The organism is Legionella sp. 227 (assembly GCF_043161935.1).
GTDB lineage: Bacteria > Pseudomonadota > Gammaproteobacteria > Legionellales > Legionellaceae > Legionella > Legionella sheltonii.
In genome coordinates, this window is record NZ_CP171154.1 from 417,502 (window position 1) to 438,060 (window position 20,559).

Consider the following 20,559-nt stretch of genomic DNA (forward strand, 5'->3'; position numbering starts at 1 on the left):
TATAGGCAATACGACTGTCCTGCACCCAGGCTCCATCAATCCATTTAACTAATCACCAAATCACGTATTCTTCGATTTTCCAACTCACTTTCACATGCCTGTAAAAAAGCCGCCTTCGCATTTTTTGCGGCTTCATGATGCACGGGCATTAACTTAACGATCTCACAAAAGCGAGTCAAAAATTTTGTATGCTCCTCTTTAGTATATTCTATAGATGTCTGTTTGGGTGGAAGAATTTCCTCTTTTGTACTCTTCTCTTCCTCACTTGCCAATTTAGGACTCAGATCAAGCATGTCTTGAAAGTAATTCGTATAATAAGGAGCCATGGCCAAACGCTCTGCCCCATCACTCTCACCTGGCGTTGCATTCCAACGCTCTGCTGCTTCAATAAATTCCTTTATCTTTTTAGGATCTAAAAACTGAGCATAACGAACTACTCCCGCGGGAAACTCTTTTCCTAAATGATTTCTGACTTCAAATCCTTTTTCTTTTAATGTGCCCATAAACGTCGTTTCAAAACGAGCAATTCCTCTCGCCTGCGGGTGAGTTACCACATCCAAAGCAATAATCCGTTCATCAGGTGCCTGAGTACTCGTGGGAGACAATCCTCCATTGGTACCTTTCAAATAGCGAACGTAAATCGCATAAGTTACCGGATTCTCACCTTGTTTTGCTGCACTTTTTATCTGACGCTCAATTTGCTGCAGTATTTCTTCCAACTGTTCGCCGGCCTTGTCATCCTGTACAGGGATAAAATAATCCACATCACGTAATACCTTTGGAAAAGCGACTTGTGGATGGGTAATATGGTTTTCAAAATCAACTATGGGCTTGGTGCCACGACTTTCAATCGATTCAGCGGCAGCAATTAACATGAATTGGGGTAATAAACTTCTTAATTCTGAATTCACTAAAAAATTCATCAAATCCGCTCCCAGCCTTAACTCCAATTCTTGAACAAAGGAAGTGATTGAGGGCGCATAAGTCGCTTTGCTGGATTGGGTTGGTTTCTCTGTAGTAAAATTCCACTTGCGAACTTGCCATTGGTGAATGTGTTCACTCAGTTCAGAATCAGCAGAACTGGGCATTCCTATAAAACTCACATATTGATTGTTTTTTAATATGTCTCCCAGTTTGCCTTTCGTTTCTTCTGTGTTATGAAACAGCTCTACCGTTTCACGTAAATTAAAGGCCTTCACAGCACGCAACTTCACACTCAGAACAACCCCTAAAAAACCACTGTTTGCCGCACGTAAGGTCTCAAAATCGGGATGCTCGGGGGTCAGTTCACGAATGGTTCCGTCCAGATCGCACACTCTGATTGATTCAATCAGGCCACTTACAGCAGGTTCATCACGCCCCGTTCCATGCCCACCAGGAATAGATAATCCTACAAGACTCGCCCAACTCAGCATACTGAGTGTCGATGAAGATAAATTATTCTTTCGTAAAAATTCTGCGTATTCAGCGATCTGAGTTCCTGCGTTTACTTCCACGAGCATGGCTGGAAGTTGATGAATCGGATTGTCAGGATTAATCCATGACGGCTTGGTATCAAGAGGACCTAATACTTTGGCTTTATGATATTTCTTTTTAAAACGAATAATAATGTCCGTCCCTTCGCTTTGCGGCGATGCTCGCCCCCCTACTACTTCCGAGAAAGAAAAACTGCCTCCATATTCTTCATCCTGAACTTTAGACCAAGGAAATAAACAACAATCTGCATTCTTCTTATCCTCCCAACCGGCACTCGCTCTTAAGGTAATCTTATTCTGTGGCGTCCGTTTTTCATTCATCTTCTTAACTTCTTTCATGATGAGTTGAACTTGCGCTTCACTCTCAACATCAACAACCACCGCAGCGGGATTCCTCACATTCCCCATAAAATTGGACCAACCTTGACTGTGAGAAATTTTGTTGCGAGTTAACATATCCATAAAGTCACGTTTTAGCTGGGTGGGAAAAGTCATCATTGCTCCTATGTTGGTTAGTTTCAATACGATAAAGACTGTGTCTAAAACTCTTAAAACGTTTACAACGAAGACTGCTTGTGTAACCTGGGTACGATGAATGCCTCCGTCATCCGAGTGCAAAGGAGAAATCTCCTCATCCTAGCGTGGTGCTGCAGTAGGAATCCTTGGTTGCACTTGGAATCACAGTGGATTATTCGTTTCGCTTTAATACCAGCTGCAGATAGGACTTACATTTTTTCCAACACTTCATGTAAATATTTGACGGGTTCGATAACCATTGAAGAATCGTGTTGTTGCTTGGGCGCATTAGCAAAAGGGACTATCGCTCGTTTAAATCCATGTTTTGCTGCTTCTTTTAAGCGTTCCTGCCCACTTTGTACTGGTCTGATTTCACCAGCAAGACCCACTTCACCAAAAATAATCGTTTCCCTGTCAAAAATCCGATTACGCAAACTGGATACTACCGCAGCTAACAATGCAAGATCTGAGCCAGTTTCTGTCACTTTCACACCGCCGACTACATTGATGAAAATATCTTGATCATAAGTAGCAATTCCTCCATGTCGATGTAGGACAGCAAGTAAAATGGCTAAACGATTGGATTCAAGACCCACGGTCACCCGTTTGGATTGTTGCCCATGTGCCTCATCAACCAAAGCTTGTACCTCGACTAACATCGGGCGTGACCCTTCCCAAGTTACCATCACGGCACTCCCTGAAGTAGGTTCTGGTTGGCGCGATAAAAAAATTGCTGACGGATTTGCTACTTCTTTTAATCCTTTGTCGGTCATCGCAAATACCCCCAGTTCGTTGACTGCGCCAAAACGGTTTTTAATGGCGCGAATCACTCTGAAACGGCTATCGCTTTGGCCTTCAAAATAGAGAACACTGTCCACCATATGCTCTAAAACGCGGGGCCCGGCTAAAGCTCCCTCTTTAGTCACATGACCGACTAAAAACACTGCAGTCTGGGTGAGTTTAGCAAAACGAACTAATTGAGCTGCCGATTCCCGTACCTGACTTACCCCACCCGGAGCAGAGCTTATCGTCTCTGTAAAGATAGTTTGGATGGAATCAATCACAATCACCTTAGGATTTTCTTTTTGTGCGTGTGCAATAATCGATTCAACCTGTGTTTCTGCTAAAAGCCTTAATCCCGCTAAAGGTAATCCAAGACGTTTGGCTCGCATGGCTACTTGTTGTAGGGATTCCTCACCCGTGACATATAAAACAGTTTCCTGCATGGAAAGATTAGCCAAGGTTTGCAATAACAAAGTAGACTTACCAATACCTGGATCGCCTCCGATAAGAACCACTGAACCATAAACCAAACCACCCCCAAGAACTCGGTTTAGCTCTGATAAACCGCAATCCATACGTACTTCTTTATCCATAACGACATCTTCTACTGCAGTAATTACAGAGCGTTGATTCACCCAAGACCCGCTGCGTGAGTTACGATTCACCGGGATACCTTCTTCCGCAATCGAATTCCATGCGCCACAATGGGTGCATTGTCCCGCCCATTGTTTAGAAATCGCAGCACATTGACTGCATACAAATTGGTTTTTTGTTTTCATGCTTATTCCATCAAATTCTGTTGGCGCTAATATACACGATTTATCTAAAAGCAAAAAAGAGCTTCGGTTGCGGCTTTGCCTTCGTCAAGATTTCCAATTTTCATTAAAATTAATTCACGTACATTGAATCCTGAGAACAACTCAGTATAATCAGTACATTTTGAACAATCAGGACAAAATCTATGAGCCAGGACATGCATTTTGAACAATCGATCATGGAGCTAGAAGAAATTGTCAGGCAACTCGAAAAAGGAGAGCTTTCCCTAGAAGATTCGCTCAAACAATTTGAAAAAGGAATTAGTCTGGCCAGACGATGTCAAGATGTGTTACAAAAGGCCGAACAAAAAATAGAAATATTAACCTCTGCTGAACCCAGCTCGGATGAACAATTAAGTGATCAGTAATTACATACAACGGCATGAAGAGTTTCTTAGTCAAATCATTAATGAATCTTCGGTACCAGCAGCAACAATACGTTCTGCAATCAATTACTCTCTTTTCCCTGGCGGAAAGAGAATCCGCCCCATCCTGGTCTATTTAACCGGGAGCCTGCTTGATCTGGATCTGAAAATTCTGGATGTGATTGCTGCGGCTATAGAATTGACTCATTGCTATTCTTTAATTCATGATGATCTTCCAGCTATGGACAATGACGATCTCCGTCGGGGCAAGCCGAGTTGTCATAAGGCCTTTGATGAGGCAACTGCCATTTTAGTGGGTGATGGCATGCAAGCCTTAGCCATTGAAGTATTATTAAATCATCTTTCTCTTCTGCTGCAACCCAAACAAGTGATTGCCATTACGCTGGAGCTGGTTAAAGCCAGCGGCATTAGTGGCATGGTGAGTGGGCAAAGTTTGGATTTATCGGAGTTATCCAAATCATCGATTAGTGAAGAACAACTGAGAGAAATTCACTATCTTAAAACCGGACGACTTATTTTAGCGTGTATTGAAATGGTGCTTAATGCCCATTCTTCCATCTCTGAGACCGATAAGGCCGCTTTACGCACTTATGCCAGTCATCTAGGCATAGTTTTTCAAATGCAAGATGATTATCTCGATCGTTATGCACCTGCTGAGGTATTGGGTAAAGGGCGCTCCTCTGATTTGGCGAATCAAAAAACCACCTTTGCAGCGCTTTATACTCAAAATAAATTAGAAGAAGAAATCAGCAAACATTATCAAATTGCTCTGGACGCATTAAAAATATTTGATCAAAAAGCATCGACCTTGATTGACTTAACCAAAAAATTACAAGAACGTAGTAAGTTGGATAGGTAACCTGGTGCAACTGCGGATTCTAAGTATCGAAATCCAATGCACCAGTAAACCGCTAGGTATTTATCTCTTTGGCCTGACTATCTGGGAAATGGGAATCATGGTTTCGATTCCAAGTTCGGTTTTTCTTTGCTCCCCTTTCCAGGCATGACCGTATACCACTTCATAAGTCAGCGGATATTTTCCTCTATCCGTTTGCAGGGTAGCATAATTTTGCTCAAAATGTCGCCAAGCCGTTTTACCCGTTAACCCCTGATTTCTCTGCGGATTAATGTTTTTTACTCCCTGAGCTTTCAAAGCCTGCAACAGCTTAGGCAGCGTTTCATAATGCACCGACAATAATTCCATATCCATTACTGGTTCTAAAAAATGCTCTGCCATCAAGCAATCACCCACGTCATGCATGTCAGCAAATTCATTGACATGAGCGTAATGATTCACTCCCGCCCAAGCCTGCTTCAATTCTTTGAATGTATCAGGCCCCAAAGTAGTGAACATCAAACAGCCATTGGCTTTCATGACTCGATTCAATTCACGAAAAACAGGTGTCAAAGAACCACCCCAGTGAATCACTTGATTGGCAAAAATTAAATCAAACGTACCTGTAACAAAAGGCATACTTCGCATATCTGCAGCCACTAAAGGCCACTTTCGCCGCCAGCCTTGCTTTTTTTGCGCCTGAATCAACATGAACTGTGCTAAATCCAAACCTACGATCTGTGCTTTCGGATAGATCTTGGTCAATTCATAAGAAAAAAAGCCAGGTCCACATCCAAGATCCAGGATACGCTGTGGCTTAATGTTCAAATACTGCAAACGCTCTAATAAACGCACCCCAATTTCTTGTTGTACTTTGGCAGCAAATTCATATTCAGAAGCATGTTGATTAAATGTCTTGCTAATTTCGTAGATAACAGCCATTATAAAACCAGGAAAAATTAAAGGAATCCAACACTTGTGCGCCAGAAAATATGGAGTTTAACACAAAGTTTACGCTTATACTCAATATGTACTTTATGCAATCAATTTCATAATAATAAAATGGCAGTTTGTACCCCTTGCATTGAATTCATGCCTTATCTAGGCCCTGCGTGCCGACAGTGTGCTTATCCTTTACCGGATACCCATCTGCAAATCTGTGGCCGTTGTATTAAAAAACCACCTCACTTTGATCGAGCCTATATTAATTACACCTTTGAAGAACCGCTACGCAATCTTTTACATCAATTTAAATATCATGAGGGACTTTATCTAGGCTCTTTTTTAAGTCATTTAATGATTAATTCACTGTCAAAATTTGAAAATCTACCTCAATGTTTAATCCCAGTTCCTATGCATCCACAACGAATTAAATTACGTGGGTTCAATCAGGCTGCAGTTTTAGTTCGTTTATTGGCAAAAAAATTAGATTTACCTTACGACTTAACCAGTTGCCAAAAAATTCGCAACACTGAGCCTCAAGCAAGTCTTGATGGAGAACAAAGACAAAAAAATTTGCGCCATGCCTTCAAAAGTAAAAAACTTCCTTGGCAGCATGTTGCGATTATTGATGATCTCTTAACAACAGGAAGCACAGCAAATGAACTGGCATTCACTTTAAAAAAATCAGGGGTGAAACAGGTGGATATTTGGTGTTGTGCACGAACCGTAGGTAAATTGTAGACACATTAACAATTGAGGAATCTCCTCGTTGTAGAACAGTTTGCACACTGGGAGATTCCTCGTTGCATCAGGAGTAATGGAGGGAAATTATACTTTGGCAGCTTTGTCGTCTGTTTCCGTGCAGCCAAGGATACGACCTTACTTCATCCCCATTTGCTTACTGAGTGTTGACTGGTCAATCCCACAAAACTCCAACATCATCGGAATATCAATTCCATAGGGAGTAATATCATGCGTCGCGTCGTTAATTTGTAAAAGACCAAAACCTTGTCCGTACGCGGTATAAGTTGCCACATTCTTATCTAAAAAAGCCTGAATTGCTTCTTGAGCAAGCTCTAAGCTCCCTTCAAATTGACCTTTCTCGACGTTTAAATAAGTATTTTTTACCGCGATGCGAATCGTATCATCTTGTATTAAATTTTCTTCTATCGGCTGTTCTGTAGAAAATAATTTTTCTATTTTTGCCGTGGTTTTATATAGTTGCAATTTCATGGAACATCCTTTTTTACTAAATTGTGCCCTCAATAGAGATGAATTTACCTCTTAGGCCTAACTATCTGAGCAAATGGGAATCATGGTTCTGATTCCAGGTTTGTTTCTTTACTCTTCTTTAAAGGCAGGCCCCTATACTACTTCATACCTAGCTGATGCGTCAGTGTAGACTCATCAATCCCAAAAATCTCCAACACCGTAGGAATATCAATTTTATCGAGGGAAAAAATAGTGTCCCCTAGGGGGTGCTCGTTAATCAACGTTTGAAGGGTCATTCCTTGCAGAACGGGTAATAGCTTATCATCTACAAAAGCTTGAATAGCTTTTTGCGCGAGCTCTAAACTGCCTTCAAATGCACCTTTCTTAATATCAAAGTTTCTACCAAAAAATACAATTCGAATCATATCATTTTGTAAAGGCTGAATTTTTTCCTTATTTTTATTATCATTATTAATTTTAAAATTAAAAAATTTTGGTGTATGGATAGGCATTTGATTTATCATAGAAGGTCCTTTTTATTGACTAAACTGTGCAATAATAACTCAAAATTTCGCATTATGCAATTATTATGAGTGCAGCAACAAATGCCGCACCTTGAAGATCACAGTCGTTGCAGATCATTCATCAATAAGTGCACCAAGAGTACACAGAACACAATAATAACCAGTCGATGCAATAAGAGCTCCATGGGCACAGAGACCGCTTTACCACGAACTTTTTCAATAAGTGCATAAACAATTGAACCTCCATCCAAGCCAGGGATAGGAAAGAGGTTAATCACCGCAACGGCAAGACTTAAGCTGGCTATAAAAAACAGGAATACAATGGTTCCTTGCATCAGGGATGACACCGAGGCGGCAAAGATGCCTATTGGTCCTAACAACACAGAAAAAGGGATTACCCCAGTGAATAATTGCTTTAAGGTCATTATAAAAAAATAAACCATATTCCCCATAAACTCATTGGCTTGATGGACTGCATCTAAGAGTGATGGAGCCTGTAGTGTACTTTTGGCGGCAGCCAGATTGGGTTGAATCCCTAGCTGAGTCAATAAAGATAATTTTACCCCTCGAAAGTGTTCTTGACTTAAATCAAGCACAACGATGGATTCTTTCCCATCCGCGCGACTCAGAGTTACTGGAATATTTTTTTTCCCCCATAGAATCACTAAGCGCATACCCACATCACTCCATGTTGGAGTAGCCCTGCCATCAATGGAGATGAATTTATCTCCTGGAAGCATTCCTGCCTGGGCTGCGGTACTTTTAGGGAGTACTTCTTTAATTTCAGGCAAAGTGTACGTCAAACCAATGCTGTACACTAAAACAAAAGCAAACCAAGCAATAATCAAATTTGCGGCAGCCCCAGCTAATAAAATGAGGATACGCTGCCAAACAGGTTTTTTATCAAAACATTCGGAATATTGTGCAGGCTCCACGGGACTAATGCGTGTATTTTCCAATTGGACATACCCTCCCAAAGGAAAAAATGCCCATACCCATTCACAACCGCTTCGGCTTTGCCAGCGCAATAAGGGTTTACCAAAGCCTATAGAAATTTTTTTAATTTTTACTGAAAAAATGCGTGCTACTAATGCATGTCCCCCTTCATGAATGCCTACTACCAAAATTAATGTCAGTATGATGGCGATAATTGCCAAAAACATAAGTTACTCCTTCACCGAGGGCGAGTGTTATCTACGATCAATTCTAGTACTGGTGTTCCTTTTCTACCACCTAATTCATAACCTTTACGATATACTTCAAAAATCCGATATGCTTGATTCGACTCACTATCAACTAATTCAACATCATCGCCTTGTTCATCAACTAACGTAACCGTTAAATGAATTTCACGAAATCCAGCGATATGATATCGTTCTTTAAACAATTCTAATACACGCGCCAAACTTTCTGCTGCCTCTTCGCCACTGTGAGCACCTTGTAGGATTATGTCCATGATCGACTCCCCATAACTTTGGGATTTTTGTATAAAACCCTCTACTCTTGTTAGCGGCTGAATAAAGATGTACTTTAATTTTACAAGAAGTTTTTTTCATCAACCTGGGTGCAGCGAGGAGCTCCGGTTTTACTTGCCCGGAATATGAAGTAGCAACTCTTCGCTGCACTTGGGATGATCAGGGCACTTTTCTCAGCCGCAGAACGCAATTTCGTGGGCCAGAAGAAAGAAATAAGGCAGCGTACACTACAAATTTAGTGGCTAATCGTTTACAATCCCACGATTAACTCAATAATTCATATTCTAATAATTTATATTCTATGGTGTTTGTTGCTTGCGGACTAAATCATAAAACTGCTCCAATAAACGTGCGTGAAAAAGTCGCATTATCTCCTGCTACCCAGGATTCCGTACTCGATAGTTTGTTGTGTCTTCCTGAGGTCAATGAAGCCGCTATTTTATCTACCTGTAATCGTACAGAAATTTATTGTGATACTGAAGATCCACAAATCATCACTCACTGGCTTACCCAAGAACATCAATTACCCGCAGAATCACTGTCTCCATTTATCTATATGCATAAAGGACATCAGGGAATCAAACATCTTTTACGCGTTGCCAGTGGTTTGGATTCGATGATGATCGGTGAACCTCAAATCCTTGGACAAATGAAACAAGCATACCAACAGGCATGCAATCTTGGCGCCATAAAAACCGAATTAAGACCAATTTTTGAATATGTATTTAGTGCGTCGAAACGAGTACGCACTCAAAGTGGCGTCGGGACAAACCCCGTATCAGTTGCCTATGCAGCAACACAATTAATAGGTCAACTTTTTACAAACTATAAATCATTGAATGTATTTTTAATTGGCTCAGGGGAAACGGCCTCATTAGTTGCTAAATACTTACGCCAACAAGGCGTTGAGCGTTTTATGATCGCAAGCAGAACATTAGAAAATGCTGAGAAACTTGCCAACTCATTTAATGGACAAACCATACCGCTCACCCACATTGCCGAATATCTACCACAAGCAGACGTTATTGTGTCGGCAACAAATTGTCCCATCCATTTTATTAATAAAATTTGGGTTGAGCAGGCACTAAATCAAAGAAATAATGCCCCCATGTTCTTTTTGGATTTATCGGTTCCTAGAGATGTTGAAGACAGCATTAAAGAATTAGAACACGTTCATCTTTATAATATCGATGACCTACAAACCATGATCGATAAGGGAATGGAAGAAAGACGCCATGCTGCATTACATGCAGAGCAATTAATCGATGAGGAATTGAATAAGTACATCCGCAAACATCGTTCGCTTAAAGCCAAAAAAGTCATTTGTGATTACCGCAGTCAAATGCACGATTTGGCACAAAAGGAACTGCAGCGCGCTTTAAAAAAACTTTCCGCAGGACAATGTCAGCAAGTCGTTTTAAATGAGTTTAGTGAACGCCTGGTAAATAAACTGACGCATAACCCTACTGCGGGTTTACGACAAATAGCCAAAGATGGGCGAGAAGATTTATTTACTTTAGCGCAATATCTTTTTAATACAACAACACATCAATCATCCTATGAAGAAATCTCTTGAACTCAAACTACAGCAAATGCTGGAGCGATATCAGGAAGTGGGTCGTTTACTATCGGAAGCTTCCATAATTGCGGATCAGAATCAATTTAAAACGCTTTCAAAAGAATACGCCCAACTCGAGCCTGTTGCGACCTGTTATGAAACCTATATTGAAGCCCAAAATAATTTATCATCACTGCGCGAAATGCTCGAAGGTGACGATAAAGAATTAGCGTCAATGGCGGCAGAAGAATTGGAAAGCGCCCAAAAACAAGTGGAAGAACTTGACGAGCAGCTACAATGGCATCTTATTCCCAAAGATCCAGATGATGAACGAAACGTTTACCTCGAAATTAGGGCCGGAACCGGTGGCGATGAAGCCGCAATTTTTGCTGGCGATCTTTATCGGATGTACAGTCGATATGCGGAAACTCAAGGTTGGCAACAAGAGTTAATCAGCGCCAATCATGGTGAGCATGGTGGATATAAGGAAATTATCACACGAATTAGTGGTCATTCGGTTTATTCACAACTTAAATTTGAATCCGGTGCACATCGAGTTCAACGTGTTCCTGAGACTGAATCTCAAGGTCGTGTCCATACCTCTGCATGTACGGTTGCGATTATGCCTGAGGTTGATGAAATTGATGACATCCAAATTAATCCTGATGATTTACGTATTGATACGTATCGCTCATCAGGCGCTGGGGGCCAGCATGTCAATAAAACCGATTCGGCCATACGCATCACCCATATTCCAACCGGTGTCGTAGTAGAATGCCAAGACGAGCGTTCTCAGCACAAAAACCGTGCTAAAGCAATGTCATTACTTAAAACCCGCTTACTGGATGCAGAACAAAGCAAACAGAAGAAAGAACAGGCGCAAACCCGTAAATCGCTGGTAGGTACAGGTGATCGTTCCGAACGAATTCGTACTTATAACTACCCACAAGGACGATTGACCGATCACCGCATTAATTTGACAATTTATCAACTCGGTGACGTAATGGAAGGTAATTTAACTTTGGTCATCGATCCATTAAAACGTGAGTACCATGCCGAATTACTCGCAGAGCTGGGACGAAATGATTAACATCCGTACAGCTCTGGGAAAAACTTCGGATCTGGAAACAGAGATTTTACTCTGTCACGTATTAAATAAAACCAGAACTTATCTCTATGCCCATCCTGAGCAATTATTAACCTCGTTACAATGGGAGACCTTTCAAAATTTAATGGCTCAAAGAGCCCAAGGGATCCCCATTGCCTATCTCACAGGAGAGCGTGAGTTTTGGTCGCTCAATTTAAAAGTCACCCCACACACGTTAATTCCGCGACATGAAACAGAGCGATTAGTTGAATTAGCCTTAGCGCTCATTCCCAATCAACCCAATACCTATGTGCTTGAATTGGGTACAGGAAGCGGAGCAATTGCTTTGGCGCTTGCCAAAGAAAGGCCCAATTGGAATATTGTTGCTGGAGATATCAGTCAAGAGGCCTTGAATATCGCTAAAGAAAATGCACAAAATCATAAAATTCAGAATGTCAGTTTTCATTTATCGAACTGGTTTGATAACATTCCACAAAGACCCTATCATGCCCTTGTTGCTAACCCTCCTTACATTGCAGAACATGATCCGCACTTACAACAAGGTGATCTACGTTTTGAACCACGAAATGCTTTGGTGAGTAGTCAAGAAGGCTTAGGTGATCTACAATGTATTATTAAAGAAGGTCATGAGTACCTTTTACCTGGTGGCTTGATCTTGCTGGAACATGGGTACGATCAAAAATTAAAAGTACAAGCTATACTTAATGAATTACAATATAAGAACGTAACCTGCTGGCAAGACATTGAGGGCAATGACAGAGTAAGTGGGGGTTGGCGATAATTTTATTGATGATAGAATAGTTTTTTGGTATACCTAACCGCTTTCTGTAAACCCAGGTTGTACGAGTTGGGTACGGAGGCTAAAATGATCGAACAATTAATTGATAAAAACAATGAGAGACGACACAACGTGAAAAACGACGCAATAGGTAGTATGGGTATCACCCCCTACAAGGAAACCCCAGGTGAAGAATATATGAATGAAAACCAGTTAGCACATATTGAAAAAATATTGCTCGCTTGGCGTCAATCATTGATGGAAGAAGTTGACCGTACAGTAACGCACATGAAAGATGAAGCGGCTAATTTCCCTGATCCTTCAGACAGAGCGAGCCAAGAAGAAGAATTCAGTATTGAATTGCGTACTCGTGATCGTGAACGCAAACTGATTAAGAAAATTGAAGATGCATTAGAGCGCTTGCGAAATGAAGATTTTGGTTATTGCGAAGCATGTGGTATCGAAATCGGCCTTAAACGTTTGGAAGCAAGACCCACTGCGACTTTATGTATCGATTGTAAAACTTTGTCTGAGATTAAAGAAAAACAAAATCAAGGCTCCTAATCATGTGTACCTCTCCCGCAAGCCGGGAAGAGGTCTCTTCTACTCCTCTTATTTAAATCATTCTCAAATCAAACGTTAGTCAGAGTAAACGCGAAGCAGCCATTTTGGGGGCTGCACTACGCTTAGCACCAACCTACAATTTTTTAATTGATGTAGCCCTGGGTGGAGCGAAGCGAAATCCGGGGTGTAGAACCATAATTTCTTATCCGGAAACCGACAGTATTTTGTGTGTGAGGTGTTTGGAGTATCTTTTGCGCGCAAGATGCGCCAGGTGCAGCCGCTCGGTGAATAGGGCACGAACATCTGCCCTAAATCACCCCTTCAATTTGCTGTAAATGCCGCATGACCGATCCCTTATTTTTTTCAAAAACCGCATTAGCATTTTTAATCATCTGCTGACGAAAGGTGGGATCCGTATGCAACTTAATGATTCCGTCAATTACTTCATTTGCTTGTTGTACTAATAAAATACCCTGGGCTGACTTTAGATCATGGCAAATGGCTTTAAAATTATGAACCTGGCTGCCACTTAACACCGGGACATTCATCGCGATGGGTTCTAATACATTATGTCCACCAACCGGAACCAAGCTACCACCGACAAAAGCGTAATCACTGATTTGATATAAGCCTAAAAGCTCACCCAGGCTGTCTAACACCACAATTTCATTTTCCGGGCTTAAGGTATTTAAATCAGAACGTAACCCAGTCTTAAATCCCGATTGAAGGCACAATTGATATACGGTTTGAAAACGTTCTGGATGACGCGGAGCTATTAAAAAAATCACGCCAGGAATTGCTTGTTGCAATCGTTTTAGATGAGCTAAAAGTTGTGCCTCTTCATTCTCATGAGTACTTGCTGCAATCACCGCAACCCGCTCAGCTCCCCAATGACTTTTCAAATCACTAAAACGTTTGCTGTCGATTGTATTAGTTTGCAGGTCAAATTTCATATTTCCTAAAACATGCACTATCTCCTTTCTTGCTCCTAAGGTGATATAACGTCGCGCATCCTCTTCTCCTTGCGCCAAAATAGCAGAGAATTGATTCAAAATCGGTTTAATTAAAAATTTGATCTTTTTATAGCCATTTAATGAATCATCTGAAATCCGTGCATTAGCGAGCAGTAACGGTACTTTTGCTGCCCGTGCTTGATAAATTAAATTCGGCCATAACTCAGTCTCCATAATCACCCCAACCCGAGGCTGAATTTGTTTAAAGAAGCGTTTCAGTATGCCGGGAAGATCATAGGGGAGGTATTGATGCGTTACCTTGTTACCAAAACGTGCCTGTACACGCTCAGAACCTGTTGGCGTCATCGTGGTAACAAATAAAGACCAATTTTTTTCCAACATCGCATCAATCAATGGAATAGCAGCAATAACCTCCCCCAAAGAGACGGCGTGAATCCAGACGTCAACCGGTTTATATTCCTGTTTTGCAAGAAAAAAACGTTCTAATATACGTTCCCTATAGGCAGGTAAGCTTCTTCCTTTCCACCATAAACGGACTAGAATAAAAGGAGTGAGCAAATACATCAAAAAAGAGTAAAAAAATCGCATATAAAACCAAACCCAAAAGGCGACAGTATATACTTAAAATGTGGTATAAAGCGATAAAATCAGTTTAATGAACGAACTTAAGGAATCATTTTAATGTCTCTTCGGGACTTCTTTATCATCTCAACCTGGTGGGGAAAGATCATTGGCGCATTTTTCGGCTATTTAATCGCCGGTTCTACAGGAGCAATTTTCGGCCTCTTGGTGGGTAACTTTTTTGATCGCGGTTTATACAACTATTTTTCCAATCCTCATTGGCTGTATTACGCTGAAAAACGCAAAGTAATCCAAAAAATCTTTTTTGACGCCACCTTTTCGATTATGGGGCATTTAGCCAAAGCCGATGGTCGCGTTACACAACAAGAACTGGATATGGCGCGTTTATTCATGGACGAAATGCGTTTGAACAACGAACAAAAAAACCGGGCAAAGCATTTATTTAATGAGGGCAAACAACCCAAGTTCAATCTCGATGCAATGCTTGAAGAGTTAAAAAAAACCTGTAAGGATAACCGTGACTTATTACGGTTATTTATTGATATTCAATATCGTGCAGCACAAGCAGATGGGCTTGATGCCAAGAAAATCCAAGTACTGGATAAAATTTTTTCCAGGCTCGGCTTTGCCCCCCTTCACAATCAATATCGCTTTTATGAAGATTTTGGCACAAATTATTCATCCGAGTCACAAAATAACAGCAAGCAACAATCAGAACAATCGCAACAATCGTATTCCTCATCCCATTCATACTCATCCTACAGCCGATATAATTATCAACCGACTAAAACCAACATGGATTATGCTTATGCTCTTTTGGAAGTGTCACCGGATGCCAGCAAGCAAGAAGTGAAAAAAGCGTATCGACGTTTATTAAGTCGCAACCATCCCGACAAATTAATTGCACAAGGCTTACCGCAGGAAATGATTAAAATGGCAAATGAAAAAACCCAAAAGATTGTGAAAGCTTATGAATTAATTTGCACCAGTAAAGGGTGGTAATTCCGCTTCTTTTTCAAAATAAGATATAAACTGTTAATGCGTATCAGTCTTTCTTATTCTGCGTCGAATATTCTCGATGAACTGCTCATTCATATTGTTCAAATTGCTTTGCAGTAGATAATGCTGATAAATATAATTTAAAAAATTCGAGCGAAGTTCATCGTTGTATTGCCACTTATCAATGTCCTTTATACACGAAATAAGAGCTTGCATGTTGTTAGAATGCAAAGCCAACTAAAAACAACTTATTTTTTAGATGAATACCCATTTTAGTCGATCTCAAGAGGATGCTCAAAATATCCGCTCCAATCAGACTCCTGATTTTTTGCTACTTGCTCCTTAAAAAACAATTTAATTGGAGCCAAATAAGAGTACATAACCGGAGGAGGTTTAGGTTGAAACTCAGGAAGCTTTACCATCCACCCATGGATAAAGGAAAAAAGTAGCTGCCGCGAATATTCATAATCATGGTGGGCGCCAGGTATCTCTAGAGCTAGATAATTATCTTTATTCGGTCCAAATTCTTTTTTTCTGGCCGCCATTTCTTGTTTGGTCATATCATAATCAAACTGCCCAACAATATCAAAAACAGGCATCTTTAATTCGGTTTTTTTATCTGTATTATTTGGAGGAGGGACATCGTAAGCAGACAACAGGACCAAGCCTTCAATTTCGGGTACAGGAGATTTGCCTAAGAAATCAAATGTTTGTTTTAATTGCTCCCCATAATGTAAAAGTACAACACGCACGTTTTTTTGTTTTCGTAAAGCAGTAATCACTTCTGGGAATTGTTTGATCCAAGGCACAGTAATACTAGTGTCATTATTGAGTAATACAACCTGCCATCCATTTTCCGCCAATTGATTGGCCAAATTATCGAGCAATGCGGTGGCTTGTGCCTGCTCACCACCATTAATGAGCAAGACGGCTCCATATTTATCCTTTTTTGCGGGCCAATAAGGTAAATCAATGTTTTTGCCATCAACTTTAATTTGGAGTTTGTCAGCAAAAGCCATGGAAAATAAACAGAAAAATATTAAAACTATCCTTGTAATATATTTCATATCATCCTGATAAATTTGATCCTGATCGATTAAAAATGAACTCAATTCGCTTCGTTAAGCGAAGCGGGCCGTCATCCCTCACTATGCTCAGGATGACTTGGCTCGCGCTAACGGCAAATTATAGGCACTTCAGCAAATCCAGACTGTATTGATGATCTACTGCATCTAGTCCGCTAACTCGATACCCGCCTGATCCAACATTTCTCTGGCTTTATCGCCAAGAATTTTATGTGCCAATGCAGTGGGATGTACTAAATCAAAAAACAAATAACCTGTACATGCATCCTGAGGTGCGTTAGGTTTGACTGATGCGACCATTTTCAAAATGGATGTTTTGGTGATGTCTTCAACTACTGAATTAACACAAGTACCCGTTAAATTGGTAAACCCATAATCTTGTGGATGAGACATCAACTCTTCAAAAGCTTGATGCAGATCATAATACAACCACTGTACATCAGGATGCGCTTGTTTTAGCTCATCAATCGACTTACTGAGCATGTTATTATGTTCTCTGGCAAAATAAGTCATCTCATTCACGGAACCAAATTCAATTGCTGCAGGAGTTCTTCCTAAATCAGGCAAATTAACGACTAAAATATGTTTCGCACCTTTTTCAACTAAACGTTGTACGCTGTGGATAATTCCTGTATGTACATCGTGTAATGTTTGCTCAACCTCAGAAGGAAATGCAAGATAATTATTTGAACCTATCCATATAACAAAAAGACTGTTTTCACTTGCTTTATCATGATGTTCTGATAAATAATTGTTCACTTCTCTTCTTAGGGTAAATAAAACATCGTCAGCCCCTTCTTCCTCAGATACACCCGCGCCACCAAAAGCATAATCTAATAAATGAGCGCCAGCATTTTTAGGAAAGTAAGAAGCGATTACATGTTCGATCCACACGGGTCCATTAGAAAAACGACCATCATAATAAGGAGGAGATGGAGGTAATTGATATTTCATAAACTTATATAAATTACCGTTATCAGACAAACTATCACCAAATACAACTATATTATGAAGAGGTGTAGCCCATACAATCCCAGAGAATAAAAAAGCCCCTATAGTTGCTAACAGTTTCATGAATACCCTTAAGTTCTAATCCTAAAAAAAGCAGCGTCATCTTGATTAAAGAGGACTACCGCACTGAATTTTGAAGAGTTTATCTGGTTATTTTAAAAACAAAAGCCTTCCGCATTATAGTATGAAAGATCCTTTATAAGCAATTTTTTTAAGTGTACGCATTTTTTGTATTTTTTAATTATTTATCAAATAGTTAAATGCAATATAACCCTTCTTGGAAACAATACAATAATGCAAATATGCTTATTTCATGCACAAAAAAGAGACTTTAAGGTCTTTCGATTGCACCCTAAGCAAAAGATATTTATATTAATATTTTTTGCCAAGGAGGCGCGTACAATGGCTTTTGAACAAAATTTTATCCTCAAATGTCTTGATTATATGGAGCAAATTCTTTCTGATGAAAAAGAATTAACAGAAGCGATTAGTCATTTTACCGAAAATAAAGCAGATAATTGGCGCTATCAATTAAACTCTAAAATTACTGACTCCTCACAATGGAACGAACACGATAAGTTGTGCTTAAGCGCTGCTCTTTTTGAAGCGATTGCCCGTACTTCTTTATCTTTTTACGCAACAAACGAGGAACGAGCCTATGAAATACATTCAGCCAATACAGCATTTCAAGAACATTTTTTACCGGCCCTGACTGAAAATACTGATCCTGACAAACGAATTGATTCCGTGAAAGAAAAGATTGTACGTATGAAAACTAATCTGAAAAAGGAAATAGAACACGCTGAAAATCCTCATGCTTTTTTTACCCCGGTCACCGCAGGCTTGGTCGTTCTAGCTGCTGCAGCGACAACAGCAGCTTTATTCGCTTATAAAGCATAGAGAGCCTGGGCTCAAGCACCCAGGTTACAGATTATGCACTGCCAATTAAAGTAATTTTTAGCTGACGTCCACAGACCCAAGCTTTGGTTAAATCACTCATTACCTCTTTAGGCATGCCTTTAGGCAGGCGCACCGTTGAATGATCGTCATGAATTTTAAGACCAGTAATTTGTTTACTTTGTAAACCCGCCTCATTCGCAATGGCGCCTACAATATTACCTGGTTTTACACCGTGAATTTTACCGACATCGATTCGGAATAAATCCTGTCCTGCTACTTCATCATTAAATTTTTTACGTCCATCACGTGAACCTTTCTTGTCCGCAGCAAAACCTTTTCGCTCCTCTGTTCGAGAACGTTCAAATTTGCCACCACGCTCAGCACGACCTTCTTTAGCCGGACGGGGAGATTTAGGTAATACTTGCTCTTTTTGCCAAGGCAAATCCTTGTTTAACAATAGAGCAAGTGTTGCCGCAACATCTACTGCAGAAACATCATTTTCTTTAATGTATTCTTCAATAATTCGTTTGTATGAAGGCAAGTTTGCATGTTCTAAACGTTCTGTGATATTTGCCATGAAACGTTGTTGACGTGCAGTTTGAATCATATGGTCATTGGGCACTGCCACTTTGGTAATACGTTGACGCGTATGACGCTCAATACTGCTAATTAAACGGGATTCTTTAGGGGTTACAAATAAAACAGCTACCCCAGAGCGCCCTGCTCTACCTGTTCTTCCAATGCGATGAACATAGGTTTCATTATCATGGGGTAAATCATAGTTTATTACATGGGTTACGCGCTCCACATCCAGACCGCGAGCAGCCACATCAGTAGCGACCAGGATATCAATAGCTCCTTGTCTGAATTGCGCAATAATACGCTCACGTAATGCTTGGGTAATATCACCATGTATGGCCATCGCCCGCAGACCTTGTTGTTGCAAGATTTCGGCAACTTCTTCAGTACTGCTTTTAGTACGTACGAATACAATCACTCCTTGATATTCTTCTACAGCCAATACACGTAATAGGGCATCAGGTTTTTGGTGTCCAGAAGCAAATAAAAATCGTTGTTCGATACTTTTCACAGTAGCGGTTTCTGCTCGTATTTCGATGGACACAGGATCATGCAGATAAGTGTTGGCAATTTGTCGAATACGATAAGGCATAGTTGCTGAAAACAGACCTATTTGTTTCTTTTCAGGCAGTTTTGCCATGATGGTTTCAATATCTTCAATAAAGCCCATACGCAACATTTCATCCGCTTCATCAAGAATGAATGTACGCAAATTATCGAGATTCAAAGTACGTCTGTCGATATGATCTAAAATACGACCAGGAGTTCCTACCACAACATGAGCACCTGCTTTTAATTGTTTTAATTGACGGCCGTAATCTTGCCCACCACATAAAACAGCAACAGTAACACCCCGTTGTTTAGCACTTAATAATTCAAACTGCTCGGCAACTTGAATCGCTAATTCGCGAGTTGGAGCCAAAATTAAAGCTTGAGTACCTTGCACATTAGGAGATAAATTTTGCAATATAGGCAAAGCAAAAGCAGCCGTTTTTCCTGTTCCTGTTTGCGCCAAAGCAATCGCATCTCGACCTTCCATCAGTAAAGGTATCGTTTGTACTTGAATTGGAGAAGGAGTAGTAAACTTCATATCCTCTAGTGCTTTATTTAAAGCATCTGAAAAATTAAAGGACGCGAAGCTTGTTATTTCTTGAGACATAAAAATCCTGATCGATTAAAACATAACCTACAAAAGGCTAAGTGATATAAAAATTGAACAGTATAATAACAAAATAAACAAAATAATGCACTATATTTATAAAATTATCAAAGAAACTCAACCGTAATTTTAAAGAGTGATAGCCTAGATTAGCGCCTGCATCACCTAACCATTTATTTCGAATATTAATGCAACGACGCAATATTTTGCTTCTCAAAAAAATGAGCTGAGAAATCATAATCCCGTTAGGGTAACTGCCATTAAAGTGAAAGACTTTCCCTCCTCCCCTCTTTCACCAG

Annotated in this window: 20 protein-coding genes; 9 read left to right on the forward strand and 11 right to left on the reverse strand. The window is 40.3% G+C overall.

From position 1 onward, the window contains the following. Positions 1-44: 44 nt before the first annotated feature. Both ACF8MK_RS01695 and radA read right to left on the reverse strand, forming a co-directional pair. A complete protein-coding gene (locus tag ACF8MK_RS01695; protein WP_392537917.1) occupies positions 45-1,973 on the reverse strand; it encodes an L-gulono-gamma-lactone oxidase in 1,929 nt (642 codons plus the stop codon). Between the two features lie 227 nt (positions 1,974-2,200). After that, positions 2,201-3,553: a DNA repair protein RadA gene (gene radA / locus ACF8MK_RS01700; protein ID WP_392537918.1), complete on the reverse strand. Its 1,353-nt coding sequence runs from the start codon at positions 3,551-3,553 to the stop codon at positions 2,201-2,203. A 182-nt stretch (positions 3,554-3,735) separates the two neighbouring features. On the opposite strand from radA, the gene ACF8MK_RS01705 reads away from it, so the two are divergent. Both ACF8MK_RS01705 and ACF8MK_RS01710 read left to right on the forward strand, forming a co-directional pair. After that, entirely contained in the window at positions 3,736-3,957 is a 222-nt protein-coding gene (locus ACF8MK_RS01705; protein ID WP_265704222.1) for an exodeoxyribonuclease VII small subunit, read from the forward strand. Next, entirely contained in the window at positions 3,947-4,834 is an 888-nt protein-coding gene (locus tag ACF8MK_RS01710) for a polyprenyl synthetase family protein (RefSeq protein WP_265704221.1), read from the forward strand. The genes ACF8MK_RS01705 and ACF8MK_RS01710 overlap by 11 nt, the downstream gene beginning before the upstream one ends. Before the next feature lie 60 nt (positions 4,835-4,894). On the opposite strand, the gene bioC is transcribed toward ACF8MK_RS01710, so the two are convergent. Continuing rightward, positions 4,895-5,752 carry a malonyl-ACP O-methyltransferase BioC gene (gene bioC / locus ACF8MK_RS01715; RefSeq protein ID WP_392537919.1) on the reverse strand — a complete coding sequence of 286 codons (858 nt, stop codon included), beginning with the start codon at positions 5,750-5,752 and terminating at the stop codon, positions 4,895-4,897. A gap of 36 nt (positions 5,753-5,788) precedes the next feature. Between bioC and ACF8MK_RS01720 the strand changes: the two genes are divergently transcribed. Next, entirely contained in the window at positions 5,789-6,493 is a 705-nt protein-coding gene (locus tag ACF8MK_RS01720; protein ID WP_392537920.1) for a ComF family protein, read from the forward strand. Positions 6,494-6,631: 138 nt separating this feature from the next. Here ACF8MK_RS01720 and ACF8MK_RS01725 read toward each other — a convergent pair whose 3' ends face one another. From ACF8MK_RS01725 to ACF8MK_RS01740, 4 genes are all read right to left on the reverse strand, one after another. Then, complete coding sequence (locus ACF8MK_RS01725) at positions 6,632-6,985, reverse strand: hypothetical protein (RefSeq protein ID WP_392537921.1); 354 nt, start codon at positions 6,983-6,985, stop codon at positions 6,632-6,634. 137 nt (positions 6,986-7,122) lie between these two features. Continuing rightward, complete coding sequence (locus tag ACF8MK_RS01730; protein WP_392537922.1) at positions 7,123-7,488, reverse strand: hypothetical protein; 366 nt, start codon at positions 7,486-7,488, stop codon at positions 7,123-7,125. A 98-nt stretch (positions 7,489-7,586) separates the two neighbouring features. Next, on the reverse strand, positions 7,587-8,651 hold the full coding sequence (locus tag ACF8MK_RS01735) for a M50 family metallopeptidase (RefSeq protein ID WP_392537923.1): 1,065 nt from the start codon (positions 8,649-8,651) through the stop codon (positions 7,587-7,589). Between the two features lie 11 nt (positions 8,652-8,662). Then, positions 8,663-8,944 carry a hypothetical protein gene (locus tag ACF8MK_RS01740; protein WP_265704215.1) on the reverse strand — a complete coding sequence of 94 codons (282 nt, stop codon included), beginning with the start codon at positions 8,942-8,944 and terminating at the stop codon, positions 8,663-8,665. 320 nt (positions 8,945-9,264) lie between these two features. Here ACF8MK_RS01740 and hemA point away from each other — a divergent pair, with 320 nt between their 5' ends. The 4 genes from hemA to dksA all read left to right on the forward strand — a co-directional run bounded on the left by hemA (position 9,265) and on the right by dksA (position 12,971). Further along, a complete protein-coding gene (gene hemA, locus ACF8MK_RS01745; protein WP_392537924.1) occupies positions 9,265-10,539 on the forward strand; it encodes a glutamyl-tRNA reductase in 1,275 nt (424 codons plus the stop codon). Continuing rightward, positions 10,523-11,611 carry a peptide chain release factor 1 gene (gene prfA, locus ACF8MK_RS01750; protein ID WP_392537925.1) on the forward strand — a complete coding sequence of 363 codons (1,089 nt, stop codon included), beginning with the start codon at positions 10,523-10,525 and terminating at the stop codon, positions 11,609-11,611. Before hemA ends, prfA begins: the two co-directional genes overlap by 17 nt. Then, the gene (gene prmC / locus ACF8MK_RS01755; protein WP_392537926.1) at positions 11,604-12,410 is read left to right on the forward strand and encodes a peptide chain release factor N(5)-glutamine methyltransferase; all 807 of its coding nucleotides are present in this window, start codon (positions 11,604-11,606) and stop codon (positions 12,408-12,410) included. Before prfA ends, prmC begins: the two co-directional genes overlap by 8 nt. 84 nt (positions 12,411-12,494) lie before the next feature. Further along, a complete protein-coding gene (gene dksA, locus ACF8MK_RS01760; RefSeq protein ID WP_265704212.1) occupies positions 12,495-12,971 on the forward strand; it encodes an RNA polymerase-binding protein DksA in 477 nt (158 codons plus the stop codon). Between the two features lie 308 nt (positions 12,972-13,279). Here the strand turns inward: dksA and waaA are convergent, their stop codons facing one another. Next, positions 13,280-14,533 carry a lipid IV(A) 3-deoxy-D-manno-octulosonic acid transferase gene (gene waaA / locus ACF8MK_RS01765; protein ID WP_392537927.1) on the reverse strand — a complete coding sequence of 418 codons (1,254 nt, stop codon included), beginning with the start codon at positions 14,531-14,533 and terminating at the stop codon, positions 13,280-13,282. 93 nt (positions 14,534-14,626) lie between these two features. Between waaA and djlA the strand changes: the two genes are divergently transcribed. Beyond that, entirely contained in the window at positions 14,627-15,529 is a 903-nt protein-coding gene (djlA, locus tag ACF8MK_RS01770) for a co-chaperone DjlA (RefSeq protein WP_392537928.1), read from the forward strand. A 269-nt stretch (positions 15,530-15,798) separates the two neighbouring features. On the opposite strand, the gene ACF8MK_RS01775 is transcribed toward djlA, so the two are convergent. Together ACF8MK_RS01775 and plaA are read right to left on the reverse strand one after the other, a co-directional pair. Then, positions 15,799-16,593, reverse strand: coding sequence for an alpha/beta hydrolase (locus tag ACF8MK_RS01775; protein WP_392537929.1), 795 nt, complete (start codon positions 16,591-16,593; stop codon positions 15,799-15,801). 165 nt (positions 16,594-16,758) lie between these two features. Next, positions 16,759-17,685 (reverse strand): GDSL family lysophospholipase PlaA, encoded by a 927-nt coding sequence (gene plaA / locus ACF8MK_RS01780; RefSeq protein WP_392537930.1) that lies wholly within the window; start codon positions 17,683-17,685, stop codon positions 16,759-16,761. A gap of 339 nt (positions 17,686-18,024) precedes the next feature. Here plaA and ACF8MK_RS01785 point away from each other — a divergent pair, with 339 nt between their 5' ends. After that, entirely contained in the window at positions 18,025-18,522 is a 498-nt protein-coding gene (locus ACF8MK_RS01785; protein WP_392537931.1) for a hypothetical protein, read from the forward strand. Positions 18,523-18,553: 31 nt separating this feature from the next. On the opposite strand, the gene ACF8MK_RS01790 is transcribed toward ACF8MK_RS01785, so the two are convergent. After that, on the reverse strand, positions 18,554-20,260 hold the full coding sequence (locus ACF8MK_RS01790; RefSeq protein WP_392537932.1) for a DEAD/DEAH box helicase: 1,707 nt from the start codon (positions 20,258-20,260) through the stop codon (positions 18,554-18,556). Positions 20,261-20,559: the final 299 nt, after the last annotated feature.